At 68.2% G+C, this 20,665-nt stretch carries 19 protein-coding genes; 14 read left to right on the forward strand and 5 right to left on the reverse strand.

Annotated elements, in window-relative coordinates; all coding sequences use genetic code 11:
• The first annotated feature begins 58 nt into the window (after positions 1-58).
• The 6 genes from QOC76_RS03715 (at position 59) to QOC76_RS03740 (ending at position 5,709) form a co-directional block, all read left to right on the forward strand.
• Positions 59-973, forward strand: a complete 915-nt coding sequence (locus QOC76_RS03715) for an Rv0045c family esterase (protein ID WP_526354297.1) — start codon at positions 59-61, stop codon at positions 971-973.
• Positions 974-1,014: 41 nt separating this feature from the next.
• Positions 1,015-1,809, forward strand: coding sequence for an LLM class F420-dependent oxidoreductase (locus tag QOC76_RS03720; RefSeq protein WP_526354299.1), 795 nt, complete (start codon positions 1,015-1,017; stop codon positions 1,807-1,809).
• Between the two features lie 96 nt (positions 1,810-1,905).
• Positions 1,906-2,592 (forward strand): GntR family transcriptional regulator, encoded by a 687-nt coding sequence (locus tag QOC76_RS03725; protein WP_526354301.1) that lies wholly within the window; start codon positions 1,906-1,908, stop codon positions 2,590-2,592.
• Positions 2,593-2,641: 49 nt separating this feature from the next.
• Positions 2,642-4,441 carry an ABC transporter substrate-binding protein/permease gene (locus QOC76_RS03730; protein WP_526354303.1) on the forward strand — a complete coding sequence of 600 codons (1,800 nt, stop codon included), beginning with the start codon at positions 2,642-2,644 and terminating at the stop codon, positions 4,439-4,441.
• Positions 4,441-5,181 (forward strand): amino acid ABC transporter ATP-binding protein, encoded by a 741-nt coding sequence (locus tag QOC76_RS03735; protein WP_526354305.1) that lies wholly within the window; start codon positions 4,441-4,443, stop codon positions 5,179-5,181. The genes QOC76_RS03730 and QOC76_RS03735 overlap by 1 nt, the downstream gene beginning before the upstream one ends.
• A 57-nt stretch (positions 5,182-5,238) precedes the next feature.
• Positions 5,239-5,709, forward strand: coding sequence for a MarR family winged helix-turn-helix transcriptional regulator (locus QOC76_RS03740; protein ID WP_526354307.1), 471 nt, complete (start codon positions 5,239-5,241; stop codon positions 5,707-5,709).
• Here QOC76_RS03740 and ggh read toward each other — a convergent pair.
• Complete coding sequence (gene ggh / locus QOC76_RS03745) at positions 5,706-7,046, reverse strand: glucosylglycerate hydrolase (protein WP_526354345.1); 1,341 nt, start codon at positions 7,044-7,046, stop codon at positions 5,706-5,708. The genes QOC76_RS03740 and ggh overlap by 4 nt on opposite strands.
• A 34-nt stretch (positions 7,047-7,080) precedes the next feature.
• On the opposite strand from ggh, the gene QOC76_RS03750 reads away from it, so the two are divergent.
• Positions 7,081-7,746: an SDR family oxidoreductase gene (locus QOC76_RS03750; protein ID WP_526354309.1), complete on the forward strand. Its 666-nt coding sequence runs from the start codon at positions 7,081-7,083 to the stop codon at positions 7,744-7,746.
• 52 nt (positions 7,747-7,798) lie between these two features.
• Positions 7,799-8,215 (forward strand): ester cyclase, encoded by a 417-nt coding sequence (locus QOC76_RS03755; protein ID WP_526354311.1) that lies wholly within the window; start codon positions 7,799-7,801, stop codon positions 8,213-8,215.
• On the opposite strand, the gene leuS is transcribed toward QOC76_RS03755, so the two are convergent.
• A complete protein-coding gene (gene leuS, locus QOC76_RS03760) occupies positions 8,212-11,079 on the reverse strand; it encodes a leucine--tRNA ligase (protein WP_526354313.1) in 2,868 nt (955 codons plus the stop codon). The genes QOC76_RS03755 and leuS overlap by 4 nt on opposite strands.
• Positions 11,080-11,274: 195 nt before the next feature.
• Here leuS and QOC76_RS03765 point away from each other — a divergent pair, with 195 nt between their 5' ends.
• Together QOC76_RS03765 and QOC76_RS03770 are read left to right on the forward strand one after the other, a co-directional pair.
• Complete coding sequence (locus tag QOC76_RS03765; protein WP_526354315.1) at positions 11,275-12,153, forward strand: LpqN/LpqT family lipoprotein; 879 nt, start codon at positions 11,275-11,277, stop codon at positions 12,151-12,153.
• A 34-nt stretch (positions 12,154-12,187) separates the two neighbouring features.
• Positions 12,188-12,553 (forward strand): hypothetical protein, encoded by a 366-nt coding sequence (locus QOC76_RS03770; protein ID WP_526354317.1) that lies wholly within the window; start codon positions 12,188-12,190, stop codon positions 12,551-12,553.
• Between the two features lie 6 nt (positions 12,554-12,559).
• Here QOC76_RS03770 and QOC76_RS03775 read toward each other — a convergent pair whose 3' ends face one another.
• The gene (locus QOC76_RS03775) at positions 12,560-13,165 is read right to left on the reverse strand and encodes a YqgE/AlgH family protein (protein WP_526354319.1); all 606 of its coding nucleotides are present in this window, start codon (positions 13,163-13,165) and stop codon (positions 12,560-12,562) included.
• A gap of 78 nt (positions 13,166-13,243) precedes the next feature.
• Here QOC76_RS03775 and QOC76_RS03780 point away from each other — a divergent pair, with 78 nt between their 5' ends.
• Positions 13,244-14,527: an MFS transporter gene (locus QOC76_RS03780; protein WP_526354321.1), complete on the forward strand. Its 1,284-nt coding sequence runs from the start codon at positions 13,244-13,246 to the stop codon at positions 14,525-14,527.
• A gap of 10 nt (positions 14,528-14,537) precedes the next feature.
• The gene (locus QOC76_RS03785) at positions 14,538-15,314 is read left to right on the forward strand and encodes a TIGR03084 family metal-binding protein (RefSeq protein ID WP_526354323.1); all 777 of its coding nucleotides are present in this window, start codon (positions 14,538-14,540) and stop codon (positions 15,312-15,314) included.
• Here QOC76_RS03785 and QOC76_RS03790 read toward each other — a convergent pair.
• Together QOC76_RS03790 and QOC76_RS03795 are read right to left on the reverse strand one after the other, a co-directional pair.
• Entirely contained in the window at positions 15,311-15,790 is a 480-nt protein-coding gene (locus tag QOC76_RS03790) for a pullulanase (protein ID WP_526354325.1), read from the reverse strand. The genes QOC76_RS03785 and QOC76_RS03790 overlap by 4 nt on opposite strands.
• Before the next feature lie 18 nt (positions 15,791-15,808).
• Complete coding sequence (locus QOC76_RS03795; protein ID WP_526354327.1) at positions 15,809-17,290, reverse strand: CCA tRNA nucleotidyltransferase; 1,482 nt, start codon at positions 17,288-17,290, stop codon at positions 15,809-15,811.
• 78 nt (positions 17,291-17,368) lie between these two features.
• Between QOC76_RS03795 and QOC76_RS03800 the strand changes: the two genes are divergently transcribed.
• A complete protein-coding gene (locus QOC76_RS03800) occupies positions 17,369-18,181 on the forward strand; it encodes an NUDIX hydrolase (RefSeq protein WP_526354329.1) in 813 nt (270 codons plus the stop codon).
• Complete coding sequence (locus QOC76_RS03805) at positions 18,178-20,559, forward strand: hypothetical protein (RefSeq protein WP_526354331.1); 2,382 nt, start codon at positions 18,178-18,180, stop codon at positions 20,557-20,559. The genes QOC76_RS03800 and QOC76_RS03805 overlap by 4 nt, the downstream gene beginning before the upstream one ends.
• Positions 20,560-20,665: the final 106 nt, after the last annotated feature.

The raw sequence follows: 20,665 nt of genomic DNA on the forward strand, positions 1-20,665 counted from the left end.
CGCTGACACAATGTCGTTCCGATGGCACCCGAATTTCGGGGGTGCGTAATGTCGAGCCGTGGCGGAAATCCCCGATGACGAACTGGTGAATCTCGACGAGTTCGCACTGCTACCCGAGAACGCCGAACAGATCGGCCACACCGGCCCACTGCCGCCGGTTGTCCGCGTGGATTCGGGCGACATCAGCGCATTGAAATGGGGCGACGAGCCGCCCGAGGTGGTGTTCCTGCACGGCGGCGGCCAGAACGCGCACACCTGGGACACCGTCATCCTCGGCCTCGGCCTGCCCGCGCTGGCAATCGACCTGCCCGGGCACGGGCGGTCGGCGTGGCGCGAGGACGGCGACTACGGGCCGAAGCTCAACGCCGAGACACTGCGACCCGTACTGCGGGAGTGGGCGCCGGATCCGCGGCTCGTCGTCGGCATGTCGCTCGGCGGATTGACCGCACTGCGCATCGCCGCCACCGAACCGGCGCTTGTTCCCGAACTGCTGCTCGTCGACGTCACCCCGTCAGCGCCGGAGCGCCACGAGGAGATGACCAAGGCGCAGATGGGCACCGTCGCGCTCGTCCAGGGCGATCGCACCTTTCCGTCGTTTGAGGCCATGCTCGATGTGACCGTTCAGGCCTCACCGCACCGCGACCGGATGTCGTTGCGGCGGGGCGTTTTCCACAATTCGAAGCACAACGACGACGGCACCTGGACATGGCGCTACGACACCTTCCGAAGCAAGAACAAAGAGATGCCGGATTCGTTTACGGGTCTGTGGGACGACGTGCCTGGGATCACCATGCCGACCACCCTGGTGCGCGGCGCCAACTCGTTCTTCGTCAACGACGAGGACGCCGACGCCTTCGCCAAGGGCGCTCCCGGTTTCCAGCGCACCCACATCGTCGCCGACTCGGGGCACTCCGTACAGGGCGATCAGCCGCGCGCTCTGGTCGACATCCTGCGCGGCGTGCTTGGGATCTGACTGCCCGATTGGCGTGTAGCCGAATCGGGAATGATTGACCCGTGCCCCCTTCGATCCGTGTCGGCGTGCAGCTGCAGCCGCAACATTCACCTTCCTACGGCCATCTCCGGGACGCGGTCCGCCGCTGCGAGGACATCGGCGTCGACGTCGCCTTCAACTGGGACCACTTCTTCCCGCTATACGGCGACCCGAACGGTCCACACTACGAATGCTGGACGATGCTCGGTGCGTGGGCTGAACAGACTTCGCGCATTCAAATCGGCGCGCTTGTGACCTGCAATTCGTACCGTAACCCGGAATTGCTGGCCGACATGGCGCGCACCGTCGACCACATCTCCGACGGCCGGCTGATCCTCGGCATCGGGTCGGGCTGGAAGCAGAAGGACTACGACGAGTACGGCTACGAGTTCGGCACGGCAGGCGGCCGCCTCGATGACCTGGCCGACGCGTTCCCCCGGATCACGTCGCGGCTGGCCAAGCTCAACCCGCAGCCGACCCGCGACATCCCGGTGCTGATCGGCGGCGGGGGCGAGAAGAAGACGCTGCGGCTGGTGGCCCAATACGGCGACATCTGGCACTCGTTCAGCGACAGCAGAGAATATCCGCAGAAATCGGAGGTGCTCGCGCGGCACTGCGCGGACGTCGGTCGCGACCCTGAGGCGATCGAGCGCTCGGCGGGTGTTTCCGGCAAGGGAACCGACGCGTTGCTCGCTGAAGCCGACGCACTCGCCGACCTCGGAGTCACCCTTCTCACCGTCGGCGCCAACGGTCCCGACTACGACCTGAGCGAGGCAGAAGCGTTGTGCCGCTGGCGCGATCAACGCGCCGGAGAATAATTCAGGCTGGGCTGCGTCGAAATCCGGCGACACAGAAGAGTCCTATTCGGTCAATCGCCGCCGACTGACCAATTCCCGTGATTAACTGTCGCCGCTATGCCGAAGAGGTATGGAGTCAAAGAAAAGGACCAGGTTGTTTCGCACATCATCAACCTGGTGCTCACCGGCAAGCTGCGCTCCGGTGATCGGGTCGACCGCAACGAGGTCGCCCAAGAGCTCGGCCTGAGCCGTGTGCCGATTCAGGAGGCCGTCGTTCAGCTGGAGCACGACGGCATCCTGTCCACGCGCTATCACCGCGGCGCGTTCGTCGAGCGCTTCGACGAGTCCGTCGTGCTCGAGCACCACGAGCTCCACGGCCTCCTCCTCGGCATCGCATCGGCGCGCGCAGCCAATGACCCGCGTCCGCACGTGCTCGCCCAGCTGGACTCGCTGACCGACTTCATGCGGGCCAACCGGGAGTCGCGCGCGTTCCAGGAAGCGGCCTGGCGGTACCGGCAGACCATCAACGACGAATACGCCGGCCCGCGACTGCTTGCCGAGATCCGCGCCTCCCAAAGCTTCATGCCCCGCTCGTTCTGGGTCACCTACATGAACAACCATGACGAGATGCTGCCGTTCCTCGAAGCCGAGACCGCGGCGATCCACACCCATGACCCGGAGGGCGCGCGCGCCGCGAATGCCGGCCGTTCGGCACTCATGGGCCGGATCATGGTGGTCGAACTTGTGCGCCGCGGTGTGTTCAGTCCCTCGAGCCTCGCCAAGCAGCCGTCGGTTGCGTTCTGAATGAGCTGAAGCCGGTTCCAACCCGTTCCCTCCCGCTACGTTGACTCCGATGACCCCATTCACGGGCCGGATAGGTAAAGCGTTCGTTTCGGCCCTGGTCGCACTGCTGGTGTTCAGCATTCCCCTCGCCGGGCCCGCGGCTGCCGACGTCGACCAGTGCGCGCCGCCTGGCGTCGACAGCGCCAGCGCAGTTCCGACGAACCTGGCGTCGGCCGCCCAAGGACCCGGCGAGGACAAGTACACGACGCCGACGGTGCAGCTGCTCGACACCGTCAAGGTCGACGCGCTCGGTCTTGGCACGCCCGGCGTGCTCACGGTCGGCACGCTGTCCGACGCGCCGCCCAGCATTTGCATCAACTCAGCGGGCCAGTTCACCGGCTTCGACAACGAGCTACTACGCGCGGCCGCCGAAAAGCTCGGATTGCGAATCAATTTCGTCGGCACCGAGTTCTCCGGACTCCTCGCCCAGGTGGCATCGCGGCGCTTCGACGTCGGATCGTCGTCGATCACCACCACCGACGCCCGGCGCAAGACCGTCGGGTTCACCAACGGCTACGACTTCGGCTACTTCTCGCTGGTCGTGCCGACCGGTTCGGCGATCACCGGATTCGACAAACTCGCCGCCGGGCAGCGCATCGGCGTCGTGCAGGGCACCGTGCAGGAGGCCTACGTCGTCGACTCGCTGCACCTGGACCCGGTCAAGTTCCCCGACTACAACACCCTCTACGCCAGCTTGAAGACCCGCCAGGTCGACGCGTGGGTGGCGCCGTCGCAGCAGGCGCAGGGCACCGTGCAGCCCGGCGACCCCGCCGAGATCGTCGAAAACACCTTCAGCCTCGACAATTTCGTCGCCTACGCCGTCGCCAAGGAAAACAAGCCGCTGATCGACGCGCTGAACTCCGGGCTGGATGCCGTCATCGCCGACGGCACCTGGTCGCGGCTGTACTCCGACTGGGTGCCGCGCGAGCTGCCCTCCGGGTGGAAACCGGGGTCCAAGGCCGCGCCCGTACCGAAACTGCCCGATTTCGCGGCCATCGCCGCCAGCCACCAAGGCGAGGCTGCGGGTTCAACTGCGGCGCAACCGAAGTCGGCGCTGTCGCAGCTCGCGGACACATTCCTCGATTGGGACCTGTACAAGCAGGCGGTCCCCACCCTGTTGAAGACGGGCCTGCCGAACACCCTGATCCTGACCGTCAGTGCCAGTGTGATCGGGCTGCTACTCGGAATGGCGCTGGCGGTCGCGGGCATCTCCCGCGCCCGTTGGCTGCGCTGGCCCGCGCGTGTGTACACCGACATCTTCCGCGGCCTGCCCGAAGTGGTGATCATCCTGCTGATCGGCCTCGGTATCGGCCCGGTGGTCGGCGGGCTGACCGGAAACAATCCCTATCCGCTCGGCATCGCGGCACTGGGCTTGATGGCGGCCGCCTACATCGGCGAAATATTCCGCTCCGGGATCCAAAGCGTCGAGGCCGGTCAGCTCGAGGCTTCGCGGGCGTTGGGCTTCAGCTACTCGTCGTCGATGCGTCTTGTGGTGGTGCCACAGGGGATTCGACGGGTGCTGCCTGCGCTGGTGAACCAGTTCATCTCACTGCTCAAGGCCAGTTCGCTGGTGTATTTCCTCGGCCTTGTCGCCAACCAGCGCGAGCTGTTCCAGGTCGGCCGCGATCTCAATGCGCAGACCGGCAACCTGTCACCGCTGGTGGCCGCGGGCCTGTTCTATCTGGCGCTGACCATTCCGCTGACCCACCTGGTCAACTACATCGATGCCCGATTGCGCAGCGGCAAACCTCCCGAGCCGGAGGATCCGCTGTCGCCGGTCAACCCCGCATCGTCGCAGGAGATGATCTGATGTCGGCCACTGCACAGCCAGTCTCATTGACCGGCACGGACATTCATCTGTCGTTCGGCCCCAGCGCGGTGTTACGCGGCGTTGACATCGACGTGCCCGCAGGCACGACCGCCGCGGTGATCGGACCGTCGGGCTCGGGTAAGTCGACACTGCTGCGCACGCTCAACCGGCTCTACGAGCCGGCCAAGGGCGACATCCTCTTGGACGGTAAGTCGGTGCTGCGCGACAACCCCGACGCTCTGCGCCAACGGATCGGCATGGTGTTCCAGCAGTTCAATCTGTTCCCGCACCGCTCCGTGCTCGACAACGTGACGCTGGCACCGCGCAAGCTCAAGAAACTCGGCGCCGACGAGGCCCGCGGGCTCGGGTTGGCTCAGCTGGAGCGAGTTGGTCTGCGGCACAAGGCCGATGTTCGGCCGGGAACTCTGTCGGGCGGCCAACAGCAGCGTGTCGCCATCGCCCGTGCGCTCGCCATGACTCCGCAGGTGATGTTCTTCGACGAGGCCACCTCGGCGCTGGACCCGGAACTGGTGAAGGGAATCCTCGAGTTGATCGCCGACCTCGGCGCGGACGGCATGACGATGGTGGTCGTGACACACGAGATGGGCTTCGCGCGGTCGGCGTCGGATGCCGTGGTGTTCATGGATCACGGCAAGGTCGTCGAGTCGGGCCCGCCGGAGCAAATCTTCGACGCCGCGCAGACAGGAAGGTTACAACGGTTTCTGTCGCAACTTTTGTAACCACAAACATTGCGTGATTGCATACCGGCAGGTCCTCACCGGTTAGACTAGCGAACTATGGTGGAGACAGAAGCGCAGGTCGACGAGCTGGCAGCCGAGCTGCAGCGCGTCCTGTCCAAGCTTTTCTCCGTCTTACGGCGCCGCGACGTCAAGGGCAGCACCGCAGGAGGCGATCTGACGCTCGCGCAGCTCTCCATCCTGTTGACCCTGCTGGAAAAGGGTCCCATCCGGATGACCGACCTTGCGGCCCACGAACGCGTGCGCACTCCGACCACCACGGTGGCGATCCGCCGGCTGGAGAAGCTGGGCCTGGTGAAACGGTCGCGCGACGCATCGGATCTGCGCGCGGTTCTGGTCGAGGTCACGCCGCGTGGGCTGGTCCAACACCGGGAGGCCCTCGCCGCGCGGCGGGATGCGCTGGCGGCGATGCTCGGCAAGCTCACCAACGACGACGTCGAAACCCTGACCAAGGCGTTGGGTCCGATGTCGCGGCTGGCCGACCAGGGAAGCGGCCAGGAAGAAAGCTAGCCCAACCAGTCGAGCACCGCGGCGGCGGTCCATGACTGCTGCATACTGCCCAGCGGCTCCCCGGTGAACGGTTCGTAGTACTCGGCGAAGGTGCCGTCGCTGGCCTGCCGCAGGCCTTCTCGCCGCAGGATCAGCGACCGCTCGGCCCAGCCCCGGCGGGCGAAGGCCCAGGAGAACAACCAGGTCATCACCGGCCAGACCGGCCCACGCCAGTACTCGCGAGAGCGGAAGTGGCGAGACACCGGGGACGTCGACGGGATGAGGGCGTACCTCAGGTCCGGGTGCCCGCAGAACCGCGGGCCCTCCAACAGCCGCAGCAGCGTCCGCTCCTTGTCGTGCGGCAGGCCGCCGCACAAGAGCGGGGCGAACTGCGCGACCGTCTCGGTGGCGATCCACCTGCCGGCCCGGACGTCGTAATCTCTTGCCGCGCCGGTTCTTTCATCGGTTGTCTCGACGACGCCCGCGCGGAATCGCTCCGCCCACCCGTACAGGTCCCTTACGTCGGCGTGCGGGCGCTTGTAGTCCTCGCCGATCTCAGCGAGCACCGTGCATGCCACCGACAGCACAGCCGAGACGAACACGTCCTCGACGGCGAAGCTCATCACCTTGGGCAGCAGGTCGTCGTCGTAGTGCGCCGACTTCATCTCTTCGACCAGCCACAGGTAGCGGTCGTACTCCAGGTCGGACGGACGCTGGCTGGCGTCGGTGACGATGGTGTTGTCCTCGCGCTGGTATTCCGGCACATTGCCCGGAATCACGTTGGCGTAGGCGGCATCCCAACGCGGCGAATTGTCCATCCCCGACTCCCACCCGTGGTACAGCGTCACCCTGCCGTGCGAGTTCTGATCGCGGGCTTCGGCCAGCCAGCGGTGCCAGCGCACCAGACCGTCCCACCGGCGGTCGAGGAACGCCTCGGCCACTGCGCGGGTTGAGCGACCGCGCGACCGGGCATGGTCGAGGATGCGCTGCACCGCGATCGCGTGCACCGGCGGCTGCGTGATTCCCGACGTGTGCCGCGTGCGCGGCGCGTTGACGGCCAGCGCGGACGTCGCCCATCGCGCGGGCCCCGGGAAGTAGCCGTCGACCCCGTTGGCGAACACGATGTGCGGGATCATCCCGTTGGTCCACTGCGCCGACAGCAGGGTGTCGAGTTCGACGACGGCCCGCTCGACGCTCAGCGGGGCCAGCCCGATGGACACGAAGGCGGCGTCCCAGCTCCACATGTGGGGGTAGAGCAGCGGGGCCGCGGTCGTCATCACACCCAGGTCGTTGCCGCGCAGCAGATATGCCGCGCGCGCCGCGAGCTGCGTGGGAGCGAAGCTGGGATCCGGTGCCATCTCCTCAATACTCGCAGTAGGTAGGGTGACCGGCATGCCGACCGCCTTCATCACCGGACCGGCGGGCGGGCTCGGGACGGCCATCGCCGAGGCCCTCGCACCCAGCCACACGCTTTTTCTCGGCGGCCGGCCGTCGGACCGGCTCGACGCCCTCGCCGAGCGGCTCGCCGCCACCACCTGGCCGCTGGATCTGGAGGACGCCGACGCCATCCCCGCCGTCGTGGAGCCCATCGACGAGCTCGATGTGCTGATTCACAACGCGGGCGCCGCCTTCCCCGGCAGGGTCGCGGAGTCGACGGTCGACGAGTGGCGCGTCACCATGGAGGTCAATGTCGTTGGCGCGGTGGCCCTTACGCTGGCCCTATTGCCTGCCTTACGCACCGCCCGCGGTCAGGTGCTGTTCATCAATTCCGGCGCAGGGATCAACGCGTCGCCCGGACTGGCGTCGTATAGCGCCAGTAAGTTCGCGCTGCGTGGCTTCGCGGACTCGCTGCGCAACGACGAGCCGCAGCTTCGGGTGACGTCCATCCATCCGGGGCGGATCGCGACGGTGATGCAGGAAGGGCTCGTCGCCTACGAGGGCGGCGAGTACAAGCCCGAGCGATTTCTCAGCCCGCAGACCGTCGCGAATATCGTGGCCGCCACCGTCAACGCCCCGCCCGAGGCCGACATCCAAGAGGTCATCGTCCGGCCCCGGTGATTTCGGCGTGATTTCCGGCGCCGAGCGTAGGTTTTCGCGCCAGAATCACTGTATGAGTTCGATCAGGGAGACCGCAGGACAATTCTTCGACGCGTGTGAGACCGGCAAGGGATGGGACGGTTGTGCGCCGTACTGCCATCCCGGCGCGACATTCGCAGGCCAGACCGATGCGCTGGCCGGCATCGACACCCTCGAGGCGTACACCGAGTGGATGAAGAACCTGCTGACACCGCTGCCCGACGGCACGGCAGAGGTGCGCTCGTTCGCCGTCGACGAGGACCGCAACAACGTTGCGGCTTACGGAATCTTCCGCGGGACGCATACCGGCGAGGGCGGCCCGGTGCCGCCGACCGCCAAGAGCGCAGCCGCCGACTACGTCTACGTCATGGATTTCGACGGCGACAAGATCGGCCACATGACGAAGATCTGGAACGACGGCTACACCCTGCGCCAGCTCGGCTGGAACTAGACGACCAGGTTGACCAGGCGGCCGGCGACCACGATCACCTTCTTCGGTGCCGCCCCGTCGAGGAACGCCTGCACCTTCTCGTCGGCCAGCGCGGCCGTCTCGATCGCATCGGCATCGGCGTCGGCGGGCACCGTGATGTGGCCGCGCACCTTCCCATTGACCTGCACCGGGAACTCGACGGTGTGCACGGTCAGGTACGCCTCGTCGGCGACCGGGAATGGACCGTGTGCCAGCGACTTCGGGTGGCCGAGCCGCTGCCACAGTTCCTCGGCGAGGTGCGGGGCCAGCGGCGCCACCATCAGCACGAGCGGTTCGACCGCGGCGCGCGGCACCGCTCCGCTGTGCCGTTTGGTCAAGTGGTTGGTGTACTCGATCAGCTTCGCGCCCGCCGTGTTGTTGCGCAGCGACGCATAGTCGTCGGTCACCCCGGCGATCGTGCGGTGCAACGCCCGCAGCGTCTCGTCGTCCGGTTCCTCGTCGGCGACGCGGAGATCGCCGGTCTGTTCGTCGACGACAAGTCGCCACACCCGCTGCAGAAACCGGTATGCGCCGACGACGTCCTTCGTCGCCCACGGCCGCGACGCTTCGAGCGGGCCCATCGCCATCTCGTACATCCGCAGCGTGTCCGCGCCGTAGTTGTCGCAGATCTCGTCGGGCGACACCGAGTTCTTCAGGCTCTTGCCGATCTTGCCGAACTCCTGGTTGACCTCGATCTCGCCGTCGGGCCCCTCCCAGTAGTACCTGCCCTCCCGCTCGACGACTTCGGCGGCAGGGACGTACGTGCCGCGCGCGTCGGTGTAGGCGTGCGCCTGGATGTAACCCTGGTTGACCAGCCGGCGGTACGGCTCCCGCGACGACACGTGCCCGAGGTCGTAGAGCACCTTGTGCCAGAACCGCGCATAGAGCAGGTGCAGCACCGCGTGCTCGACGCCGCCGACGTAGAGGTCGACACCGCCGGGATCGTCAGGACCGTGCTCGGAGGGCCGCGGCCCCATCCAGTACGCCTCGTTCTCCTTGTCGCACATGGCTTCGGAGTTGTGCGGATCGGTGTAGCGCAGCTGGTACCACGAGCTGCCCGCCCACTGCGGCATGACGTTGGTGTCGCGGGTGTAGGTCTTGGGGCCGTCGCCGAGGTCCAGCTCGACGTGCACCCAATCGGTCGCCTTGTTCAGCGGCGGCGACGGGACGCTGTCGGCGTCGTCGGGGTCGAACAAGACCGGCGAATAGTCTTCGATGTCGGGCAGTTCGACGGGCAACTCGGATTCGGGAAGGGGGTGCGCGCGCCCGTTCTCGTCGTAGACGATCGGGAACGGCTCACCCCAGTAGCGCTGCCGGGCGAACAACCAGTCTCGCAGCTTGTACTCGACGCGGGCCCTGCCCCGCCCGTCGGCCTCCAACCGCTTGGTGATCGCCTCCTTGGCCGACTCGACGCTGAGGCCGTTCAAGAAGCCTGAGTTCACCATCTCGCCGTCGCCGTTATAGGCGGCCTGCGAAATATCGCCGCCCGCAACGACTTCGATGATCGGGAGGTCGAATTCCCTGGCGAAGTCCCAGTCTCGTTGGTCTCCGCCGGGAACCGCCATGATGGCGCCCGTGCCGTAGCCGACCAGGACGTAGTCGGCGATGAAGACCGGGATCTGCGAGCCGTTGACGGGGTTGGTCGCGTAACTGCCCAGGAACACGCCCGTCTTCGACTTGTTCTCCTGACGCTCCAGATCGGACTTCGCCGCGATCGAGCGCCGGTAGGCGGCGACCGCCTCCGCCGGGGTGGCCGCCCCGAAGGTCCACCGCGGGTTCACCGCGTCGGGCCAATCGGCCGCGGTCAGTTCTTCGACAAGCGGATGCTCGGGAGCCAGCACCATGTAGGTGGCGCCGAACAGCGTGTCCTGCCGGGTGGTGAACACCTCGATGTCATCGGCGTCGGTCGCGAACGACACCGACGCGCCGGTGGACCGGCCGATCCAGTTGCGCTGCATGCTCTTGACCTTCTCCGGCCATTCCAGCACGTCGAGATCCTCGAGCAGCCTGTCTGAGTAGGCGGTGATGCGCATCATCCACTGCCGCAACCGCTTCCGAAACACCGGGAAGTTGCCGCGGTCGCTGCGCCCGTCGGAGGTGACCTCCTCGTTCGCCAGCACGGTGCCGAGTCCCGGGCACCAGTTGACCATCGAGTCGGCCCGATACACCAACCGGTGGGCGTCGATGACGTCGGCGCGTTCATCCGATGACAACGCCGACCACTGCCTGCCGTCGTCGAGGCCGCGGCGCCCGGATTCGAACTCGCCGACCAGTTCCTCGATGCGGCGGGCCCTGTTGAGGTCGACATCGAACCACGCGTTGTAGATCTGCAGGAAGATCCACTGCGTCCACTTGTAGAACTCGACGTCGGTTGTGGAGAAGCTGCGGCGGGCATCGTGGCCGAGTCCGAGTCTGCCCAGCTGACGCCGGAAATTGACGATGTTCGCCTCGGTCCTGGTGCGCGGATGGGTGCCGGTCTGCACCGCGTACTGCTCTGCGGGCAGGCCGAACGCGTCGAAGCCCAACGCGTGCAATACATTGCGGCTCGTCATCCGGAAGTAGCGGGCGTAGACGTCGGTCGCGATATACCCGAGCGGATGCCCGACGTGCAATCCCTCGCCCGACGGGTACGGGAACATGTCGAGGACGAACATCTTGTCGGCGGGAATCGGCGTTCCGTCCGTCGGCGCCAACGAGCCCACCGGGTTGGGCACGTGAAAGGTGCCCTGCTGCGACCACGTCTGCTGCCAGGCACGCTCGATCTCCCCGGCCAGTTTCGCGGTGTATCGATACTTCGGGGTGTCGGCTGGCGCATCGGCGGTGTCGGCGACCGACTCACTGCTCACGTGAACAAGGGTAAAGGGCCGCTGCGGACCGTCCTTCGGCCACGGGCAGGTATCGGTTGCATTGCGGAGCGGTCAGGGGTTCATTCCAGCTCGGTCCCAGGCCTGGTGGCCAACTCCGCCCCGGGGTTACGGTCGCCCCCTGACCAGGGGCATGTCTCGCCCCGCAGCCGAAAGGACTCGGGAGGGGATCGGGCGATGAAAGACAATGCCCGCCGCTGGCGGATCTTGGCAGGCGGTGTCGCCGCGGGTATGGCCGGCGTGCTCGGCCTGGCCGGCAACACCGCCGCAGCCGACCCTGTCTATCCCTATCTTCCGCAGCCCGCGCCCGCGACCGTCGCCCAGACGGTGCCCGTCATGCCCGGTGCCGCCGCGGCCGCCCAGGCCACCGGCCCACTCGGCGTCGCACCCTCCGCACCCGCCGCCCAGCCGCTGGCCGGTGCCGGCGTGATGCCCGCCGCGGCCGCGGTGACGCCCCAAACGCTGGTGCCCGCCGCCTCGGTGCCATTGGCAGATTTCTTCAAGGAGAAGGGCGTCAAGCTCGAACCCCAGGTGGCCCACGACTTCAAGGCGCTCAACATCGTGCTGCCCGTCCCGCGCGGCTGGTCGCAGGTGCCGGACCCGAACGTGCCCGACGCGTTCGCGGTGCTCGCCGACCGGGTCGGCGGCGACGGCGTCTACACCTCGAACGCGGCACTAGTCGTCTACAAACTCGTCGGCGGCAGCTTCGATGCCAAGGACGCCATCACCCATGGCTACATCGATTCCCAACAGCTGACCGCATGGCGCACCACCAACGCGTCGCTGGCCGACTTCGGTGGCATGCCGTCGGCGATGATCGAAGGCACCTACCGGGACAACAACATGACGCTCAACACGTCGCGCAGGCACACCATTGCCACCGCCGGTCCCGACAAGTACCTCGTGTCGCTCTCGGTCACCACTACCGCCGCTGAAGCCGTCCCCACCGCGAGCGCCACCGACGCAATCACCAACGGATTCAAGATCAGTGCCGTCGGCGCACCAGCTTCAGCGGCGGCGCGGGCGCCGGCGCTCGCGCAGTCACCGCCCCGGTAGCGCGACATGGGCGGTGCCCCCTAAGGTAGGCCGCATGCTCTTCGCGGCGGTGGGTTGTTTGTCTGCCGCCGCCGCGACCGCCGCCCTCGGCGCGTGGACGTTGTCGCGTCCCCGCTCCGCCGACATGATCCGGCAGGTCCTGCGCGCAGTCGCACCGACACAGCTCGCCGCCGCGGCGATGCTGACCGTCGCGGGAGTGGTGGCGCTGTCCTCGCAGCCGGACACCGGCGCAGTTGTCGTCGCGGTCTGTGTGATCGGGGCGGTCGCCACGGTGGCCGCCGGTTGCTGGCAGAGCGCGAAGTTCGTCGCGGCGAGTGCGATAGCGGCACCCGCTTGTGCAGGAGTGTCGGCGGGATGCGGAACCGCCGCCTGCGCGACCTGCACCCTGTCGCGCAACTAGGCGAAACTAGTTGCGGCTGATATCGATCGGGTGTGTCGCCAGCAACGACAACGGCAGCGGCTGGCGCCGCAGCACGCGTCCCCACAGATCCACCCTCGCCTGGACCAGAACGTCGGATGGCAGCGCCGACAATACGATCCAGTCGTCGCGCTCGATCTCGCCCTCGAGTTGGCCGATCGTCCAGCCCGAGTACCCGGCGAAGATGCGCACGCCTTCGACCAGCGGCGCGATCGCCTCGGGTTCGGCGTCCAGGTCGACCATCACCATCCGGCCCTGCACATGCCGGATGCCCGGCACCCCGCTCGGATCGGTGCCGACGCGCAATGTCGCAAGACACAGCGCGGCGTCGCGCTTCACCGGACCGCCGATGAACATCGTCTTCGGCTTGGTGGCGAGCTTGGCCCACTGCGGCAGCACGTTGTACACGGCGGTTTCGCTGGCCCGGTTCAGAACCACCCCGAGTGTGCCGCCGTCGTTGTGCTCGACGATGTAGATGACGCTGCGGCGGAAGGTCGGTTCGAGCAGATCGGTGTTGGCCAGCAGCAGCGTTCCGGCGCGCACCCGGTTCGCCGTCGGAGCGATGAAGTCCTCCGGATCTTCTGACTGCGCCACCTGACCATCATGTCACCAGCGAACGATCAAGGTGGCGAACAAGCGCGGCCTGCCGGGATATTTGTACTGTTAATCCCTGTGGTTGACGCTCACGCACCGATGGCCCTGTGGCGGTCTGTGCGCAGCCTTCCCGAGTTCTGGCGACTGCTTGAATTGAGGACGGCGAGCCAGTTCGGCGATGGCCTGTTTCAGGCCGGCCTCGCGGGCGGATTGTTGTTCAATCCCGACCGCCCGGCAGGCCCATGGGAGGTCGCGGGCGCGTTCGCCGTCATGTACCTGCCGTACTCGGTGCTGGGTCCGTTCGCAGGTGCGCTGCTGGACCGATGGGACAGGCGACAGGTGCTGATCGGCGCGAACTGCACGCGGGTCGTCCTCGTGCTCGCGATCGCCGCCCTACTGTTGGCCGGCGCCAGCGATCTACCCATCCTGTTCGGCGCGCTGGTCGTCAACGGCTTCACCCGCTTCGTGTCCTCCGGCCTGTCGGCCGCCCTGCCCGACGTGGTGCCCCGCGACCAGGTGGTCACGATGAACTCCGTCGCGACGGCCACCGGCGGTGCTGCGGCGTTCCTCGGCGCCGCCTTCATGTTGGCGCCCCGCGGACTGATCGGGGCCGACGACACGGGCGCCGCAGCAATCATCTTCATCGTCGTGATCCCGGTCTCGCTGGCGTTGCTGTTGTCGGTGCGCTTCCCCGCTCATGTACTCGGGCCGCACCGAAGTGTGCGGACGATTCACGGGTCGGTGGCCTACGCCGTTGCGACCGGCTGGCTGCACGGCGCGCGCACGGCGCTGTCGGTGCCGACTGTCGCGGGCACGCTCGCCGGGCTGGCCACTCATCGGATGGTGCTCGGGATCAACACCATGCTGGTGCTTGTCATGGTGCGACACGGTGACACCCAGAGCGTCGCGGGCATCGGCACCGCCGCGCTGTTCCTCGGCGCAGGCGGCGTCGGGTTGTTTCTGGCGACGCTGATCACGCCGGGCGCCGTCGGCCGATGGGGCCGGTACCGGACCGCCAACGGAGCGCTGTTGCTGGCGGCGGCCATCCAGCTCGGCGGCGTCGGTCTGCAGCTGCCCGTGATGGTGCTGTGCGGGTTCCTGCTCGGCGCGGCCGGTCAGGTCGTCAAGCTGTGCGCCGACACCGCGATGCAGATCGATGTCGACGACGCGCTGCGCGGCCATATGTTCGCCGTCCAGGATGCGGTGTTCTGGATCTCGTTCATCGCCGCGCTCACGGCGGCGGCGGCGGTCATCCCCGCCGACGGCCGGTCCCCCGGGCTGGCCGTCGCCGGTTCGGCGCTGTACCTCATCGGCCTCGCGGTGCATGCCGGCGTCGCCCGGCGCGCCCAAGCGCCGGGCTAAGGTGACCGCCATGGCGACAGCGGCTCCGATTCTGGACGACCTGCGAGCCGAGAGCGACTACCTCGACGGTCTGGTCGCCGACCTGCTGGCCGACGCCTGGACGACGGAGACCCCGGCGCCGGGCTGGACCGTCGCACACCAGATCGCTCATCTGCTGTGGACCGACCGGGTGGCCCTGTTGTCGGTCAACGACGAGGGCGGTTTCAACGAAGTGCTCGGTGCGGCCGCCGTAGACCCGAGCGGTTTCGTCGACCGCGGCGCCGAGGAGATCGCCGCCACCGCACCCGCCGACCTGCTGGCCGACTGGCGCCGCACCCGAGACCAGTTGCACGACGCGCTGGGCACGGTGCCCGACGACCGCAAGCTGCCCTGGTTCGGACCGCCGATGAGCGCCGCGTCGATGGCCACCGCACGGTTGATGGAGACGTGGGCGCACGGCCTCGACGTCGCCGACGCGCTCGACGTGAAACGGCCCGCAACTGCGCGGCTGCGCTCGATCGCGCACATCGGTGTCCGGACGCGTGACTTCGCGTTCGCGATCAACGGCCTTGCGGTGCCGACGGACCCGTTCCGGGTCGAGCTGACGGCTCCCGACGGCGCCGTGTGGATGTGGGGCCCGCAGGAGGCGCCGCAACGCGTGACGGGGTCGGCGGAGGACTTCTGCCTGCTGGTCACTCAGCGGCGTCCCCTGGCGGAGCTCGATGTCACTGCCGAGGGTGACGACGCGCAGAAGTGGCTGACGATCGCGCAGGCTTTCGCGGGCCCGCCCGGGCCCGGGCGCGGCTAGAGTGCGTTGGCGGCGTCGGCCCTGCCGTCGCCGTCGCTGTCGGTCAGCTTGAGGTCCCACGCGCCGTCGCCGTCGGTGTCGACGTAGGCGATGCCGTCGCCGAGCGCGCGGTCGGCCAGCCCGTTGCCGTCGATGTCGATGAGCCGGTCGCCGGCCTGCCCGTCGCCGTCCAGATCGGCCGTTGGGCCGCCGACCTGTTCGACGCCGTCGAGGCCGAACCACCGCAGTTGCCCGCCGCGGTCCACGCTGACCGCCCACGTGCCCGACCCGTCGTCGGTGAAATAGCTCTCGCCGTCCAGCACCGCGTGATCGGCGATGCCGTCACCGTCGAGATCGGCCAGCGCGTCGTCCACGCCGCCGTCGCCGTCGACATCCAGACCGACCGCGTCGAGTGTGCCGTTGCCGTCCACATCGGTATCCAGCGGTGCGCTCCACATCGTCGCCGACCCGTCCCCGTCGGAAAGGCAGTAGTCCATACCCGCTACGACGCCCGGCTAGCTCCTGGCGTTCCACCACCTGGTCAACTCGGCCACCGCCTCGTCGTGGTCGAGCGGCCCGCGGTCCAGCCGCAGCTCCTTGAGATAGCGCCACGCCTCGCCGACCTGCGGGCCCGCCGGGATGTCGAGGATCTTCATGATCTCGTTGCCGTCGAGGTCCGGCCGCACCCGCTGCAGGTCTTCCTTGGCGGCCAGCTCGGCGATCCGCGCCTCGAGATCGTCGTAGTTCGCCTGCAGCCGCGCGGCGCGCCGCTTGTTGCGCGTCGTGCAGTCGGCGCGCACCAGCTTGTGCAGCCGCGGCAGCAAGGGGCCCGCATCGGTGACATAGCGCCGGACCGCCGAGTCGGTCCATTTCCCGGCCCCGCCGGCATCCGCGTAGCCGTGGAAACGCAAATGCAGGTACACCAGCTGCGACACGTCGTCGACCATCTGCTTGGAGTACTTCAGTGCCCGCATCCGCTTGCGGGTCATCTTGGCGCCCACCACCTCGTGGTGATGAAAGCTCACCCCGCCGTCCGGTTCGTGCCGACGCGTCGAGGGCTTGCCGATGTCGTGCAGCAGTGCCGCCCAGCGCAGCACCAGATCGGGGCCTTCCCCTTCCCCTGAGTCGCTTCGCTCCAGCCCCCTGGGATCCTCCAGCTCGATCGCCTGCCGCAGCACCGTCAGCGAATGCTGATAGACGTCCTTGTGCTGATGGTGTTCATCGATCGCCATCCGCATCGCGCCGAGCTCGGGCAGCACCACATCGCCGAGTCCGCTCGCCACCATCAAGTCGATGCCTGCCACCGGATCCGAACCGAGGATCAGCTTGTCGAGTTCGGCGGCGACCCGTTCGGCGGTGATGCGTTCGAGCTGGCCTGCCATCGCCGCCATCGCCTCGCGGACCCGCGGCGCGACGGTGAAACCGAGTTGCGAGACAAACCGCGCGGCCCGCAGCATCCGCAACGGATCGTCGCCGAACGACACCTCCGGCGCGGCGGGTGTGTCCAGCAGGTGTGCGCGCAGCGCAGCCAAACCGTTTAGGGGATCGAGGAATTCACCGGGGCCGTCCGGCGTGATGCGCACCGCCATTGCGTTGACGGTGAAGTCGCGGCGAATCAGGTCGTCTTCGAGGCGGTCACCGAAGCGCACCTCCGGGTTGCGGGACACCTGGTCGTACGTGTCGGCGCGGAAGGTGGTGATCTCCAACCGTTGGTCGCCCTTGCCGACGCCGAGGGTGCCGTATTCGATGCCGGTGTCCCAGAGTGCGTCGGCCCACGGCCGCAGCATGCGCTGCATCTGCTCGGGCCTGGCGTCGGTGGTGAAGTCCAGGTCGGCGCCGAGCCGGCCGAGCAACGCGTCGCGGACGGTACCCCCGACGAGATACAGCTCGTGACCCGCGTCAGCGAACAGCCGGCCGAGATCCCGCAGCAGCTCGGCGTACTGGTGCAACGCCACCTGGGCAGCGACGAGCAGTTCAGCGTTGTCGGACACGTTCAATGAGCGTAGAGGTAACGGTCCTGCACCGAGCGGCGAGTGCGGGAGGAGCGAATATGCACGGCAGCTACTATCGCTTGGGTGTCGGACGGCGAACAGGCCAAACCACGACGGCGCCGGGGGCGGCGTCGTGGTCGTCGCGCGGCCGGTCCCCCCGACGCCGACGCCGCGCAGCACAACAACAACGCGGTCGTGCCGGACATGAACTCCGGCGGCCGGGCCGTCGATCCGGCCCATGCGCCGGTTCCCGACGGCAGGCCCAAGCCGCACAAACCGCGGGGTTCGCGCCGTGGCCCCGATCGGCTGCGCACCGTGCACGAGACATCGGCCGGCGGCCTGGTCATCGACGGTATCGACGGCCCGAAGGACACCCAGGTCGCCGCGCTGATCGGACGGGTCGACCGCCGCGGCCGAATGCTGTGGTCACTGCCCAAGGGCCACATCGAACTCGGTGAGACCGCAGAACAGACCGCGATCCGCGAGGTCGCCGAAGAGACCGGCATCCAGGGCACCGTGCTGGCGGCCCTCGGCAGCATCGACTACTGGTTCGTCACTGAGGGCAGGCGGGTGCACAAGACCGTGCACCACTACTTGTTGCGATTCCTCGGCGGCGAGCTGTCCGACGAAGATGTTGAGGTCAGCGAGGTGGCGTGGGTGCCGCTCAAGGAGCTGCCCGCCCGGCTCGCCTATGCCGACGAACGCAAGCTCGCCGAGGTCGCCGACGAGCTGATCGACAAGCTGCACACAGACGGGCCCTCCGCATTGCCGCCGCTGCCCCGCAGTTCGCCCCGCAGGCGCGCCCAGACGCACTCGCACACCCGCAACCGACGTCCCGACGAGGCAGGCCCACCCAAACCGGGCCGGCGGACGAACGGCTGCGGACCAGGGCCGTGACGGCCTGCCGGGGGTCCGGCACGGTGCTGCCCCGTCTGCTCGCCGTGCTGACACTGCTGATCCTGATAGCCACCCCCGCGGTGTCGCCGCACGCGGCCGCGGGCGAACCGGGCTCGGTGCCGTTTCTGCAGGTGCGCATCGACCGCGTCACGCCCGAGGTGATGACGACCACCAGCGATCCCATCGTCACCGTCTCCGGAACGGTGCTCAACGTCGGCGACCGCCCAGTCCGGGACGTGATGGTCCGACTCGAGTACGCCGCGGCCGTCACTTCCTCCGCCGGGCTCCGCACGAACCTCGGCGGCGACAACGACCAATTCGAGGCGGTCGCCGACTTCATCACCGTTTCCGCGGAATTGCAACGCGGACAGGACGTTCCGTTCAACCTGACGGTTCCGTTGCGCTCGGCGCAGACGCCGTCGCTGCGCATCGACAAGCCCGGGGTGTACCCGCTGCTGGTCAACGCCAACGGCACCCCCGACTACGGCGCCCCCGCCCGGCTCGACGACGCCCGCTTCCTGCTACCGGTGATCGGGGTTCCGCCGGAGCCCGCCGCGAACTCGTCGGCCGACGCACTCGCCGACGTCGTTGCGCCCGACACGTCCAAACCCGTCCGCACGACCGTGATGTGGCCGCTCGGCGACCGGCCACGGCTGGCGCCCGGGGCGCCGGGCGGCTCGACACCGGTGCGGCTGACCGACGACGAACTCGCCACCGAACTGGCGGTCGGCGGGCGGCTCGACGTGCTGTTGTCGGCGGTCGACTTCGCGACCAGCCCGTCCGTCGATCCCAGCGGTCAGGTGACCAGCGCGCTCTGTCTGGCCGTCGACCCCGACCTACTGGTCACCGTCAATGCGATGACCGCCGGATATGTCGTTGACGACGGACCCGATGCGGGACCTGCCACGCCGACGCATCCGGGCACCGGCCAGGAAGTCGCGCTGAATTGGCTCACCCGGCTCAAGGCGGTGGCCCAGCGGATGTGCGTGGCGCCTGCGAACTACGCGCAGGCCGACCTCGACGCCCTGCAGCGGGTGGGTGACGCCATGCTGAGCGCCGTCGCCACCAACGGCGCGGGCGATATCGTCGACCAGATCCTCGGCATCACCTCGGTCCGCGGCGCCACCCTGGTCGGAGACGGTCCGCTGACCGAGCCTGCGGTGCAGCTGCTCTCTGCACAGGGACCGACGGTCGCCGTCGCGGCGGCCAACCTCAACGCATCCGATTCGCAGGACGGCGGACGGGCCACCGCCGACGTGAGCCCAGTTCGCTACACCCCCGAAGTGGTCGTCGCGCCGTTCGACCCCACCGTGTCCGCCGCGTTGGCGGGGGCGGGTACGGATCCATGGTCGCCCACGTATCTCGATGCTGCCCTTGATATTCCGGTGCAGCACGATTCGGCGGTGGCACGCAGGCAGGATGCGCTGGGCTCTCTGCTGTGGCGGACCATCGCGCCGGAGGCCGAGCCTCGCACCCAGCTCCTGATGCCGCCGATGGAGTGGGGTCTGCAGGCCGACGACGCCGCAGCGATCCTGTCCGCGGTGGCCACCTCCATCCGGGCAGGCCTTGCCGCACCCCGTCCGCTGACGGCGGTGATCGCCGAGAGCCAGGCGGTGCCGCAACAGGACTCCCGTCCGATGCCCGGCAACGTGGCCGCCAATCCGCGTGCCCGCTTCGACGACGCCGTCATCTCCGGCATCGCGGGCACCGCTGGCCGGCTGTGGGGATTGACGTCGGCGCTGACGACCGACGAGCGCACCGGGCTCACCGGCACGCAGTACACCGCGCCGCTGAGGGAGGACATGCTGCGTGCGCTGAGCCAGTCAGTGCCGCCCGACGTTCGCAACGGGCAGGCTCAGCAGCGGTTGTCTGTCACCAGCGCGACGGTCAACGACCTGTTCAAGGCGGTGACGATCGTCAACCCAGGTGGTTCCTACACCCTGGCCACCGAACGCAGCCCGCTGCCCTTGGCCCTTCGCAATGACCTGCCGGTGCCGATTCGGGTACGGCTGCAGGTCGACGCTCCGCCCGGCATGACGGTCACCGACATGGGCGAGATCGTGCTGCCGCCCGGATACCTGCCGTTGCAGGTGCCCATCGAAGTGCACTTCACCCAGCGCGTCGCCGTCGACGTCTCCTTGCGCACCATCGACGGGCTGCCGCTCGGCGATCCGGTACGGCTGTCGGTGCACTCCAACGCCTACGGGAAGGTGCTGTTCTTCATCACGCTCGCGGTCGGCGCGGTTCTCGTCGCGCTGGCCGGTCGCCGGCTGTGGCACCGGTTCCGCGGTCAGCCCGATCGTGCGGACCTGGACCGGCCGGACCGTCCGGATCCGCTCGACACCGCGCTCGCGCACAGCGACGGAACCGAGAAATGAGCACCACCGGCCGGCACTTCGGACCGGCGCAGCCACCGTTCGACCGGCGCGGTGGCCCCGTGGGCCGACCGCCGATGCCTCCCCGAGCCGTGCCGCCACCACCGCC

The sequence above is a fragment of the Mycobacterium sp. genome, from assembly GCF_032159565.1.
Classification (GTDB): domain Bacteria; phylum Actinomycetota; class Actinomycetes; order Mycobacteriales; family Mycobacteriaceae; genus Mycobacterium.

Bases quoted from the DNA above. Each gene is read 5' to 3' on its own strand.
- QOC76_RS03740 (WP_526354307.1), top strand. From the start codon at position 5,239: ATGGTGGAGACAGAAGCGCAGGTCGACGAGCTGGCAGCCGAGCTGCAG.
- QOC76_RS03725 (WP_526354301.1), top strand. From the start codon at position 1,906: ATGCCGAAGAGGTATGGAGTCAAAGAAAAGGACCAGGTTGTTTCGCAC.
- QOC76_RS03755 (WP_526354311.1), top strand. From the start codon at position 7,799: ATGAGTTCGATCAGGGAGACCGCAGGACAATTCTTCGACGCGTGTGAG.
- QOC76_RS03750 (WP_526354309.1), top strand. From the start codon at position 7,081: ATGCCGACCGCCTTCATCACCGGACCGGCGGGCGGGCTCGGGACGGCC.
- QOC76_RS03765 (WP_526354315.1), top strand. From the start codon at position 11,275: ATGAAAGACAATGCCCGCCGCTGGCGGATCTTGGCAGGCGGTGTCGCC.
- QOC76_RS03730 (WP_526354303.1), top strand. From the start codon at position 2,642: ATGACCCCATTCACGGGCCGGATAGGTAAAGCGTTCGTTTCGGCCCTG.
- QOC76_RS03790 (WP_526354325.1), bottom strand. From the start codon at position 15,790: ATGGACTACTGCCTTTCCGACGGGGACGGGTCGGCGACGATGTGGAGC.
- QOC76_RS03735 (WP_526354305.1), top strand. From the start codon at position 4,441: ATGTCGGCCACTGCACAGCCAGTCTCATTGACCGGCACGGACATTCAT.
- QOC76_RS03785 (WP_526354323.1), top strand. From the start codon at position 14,538: ATGGCGACAGCGGCTCCGATTCTGGACGACCTGCGAGCCGAGAGCGAC.
- ggh (WP_526354345.1), bottom strand. From the start codon at position 7,046: ATGGCACCGGATCCCAGCTTCGCTCCCACGCAGCTCGCGGCGCGCGCG.
- QOC76_RS03770 (WP_526354317.1), top strand. From the start codon at position 12,188: ATGCTCTTCGCGGCGGTGGGTTGTTTGTCTGCCGCCGCCGCGACCGCC.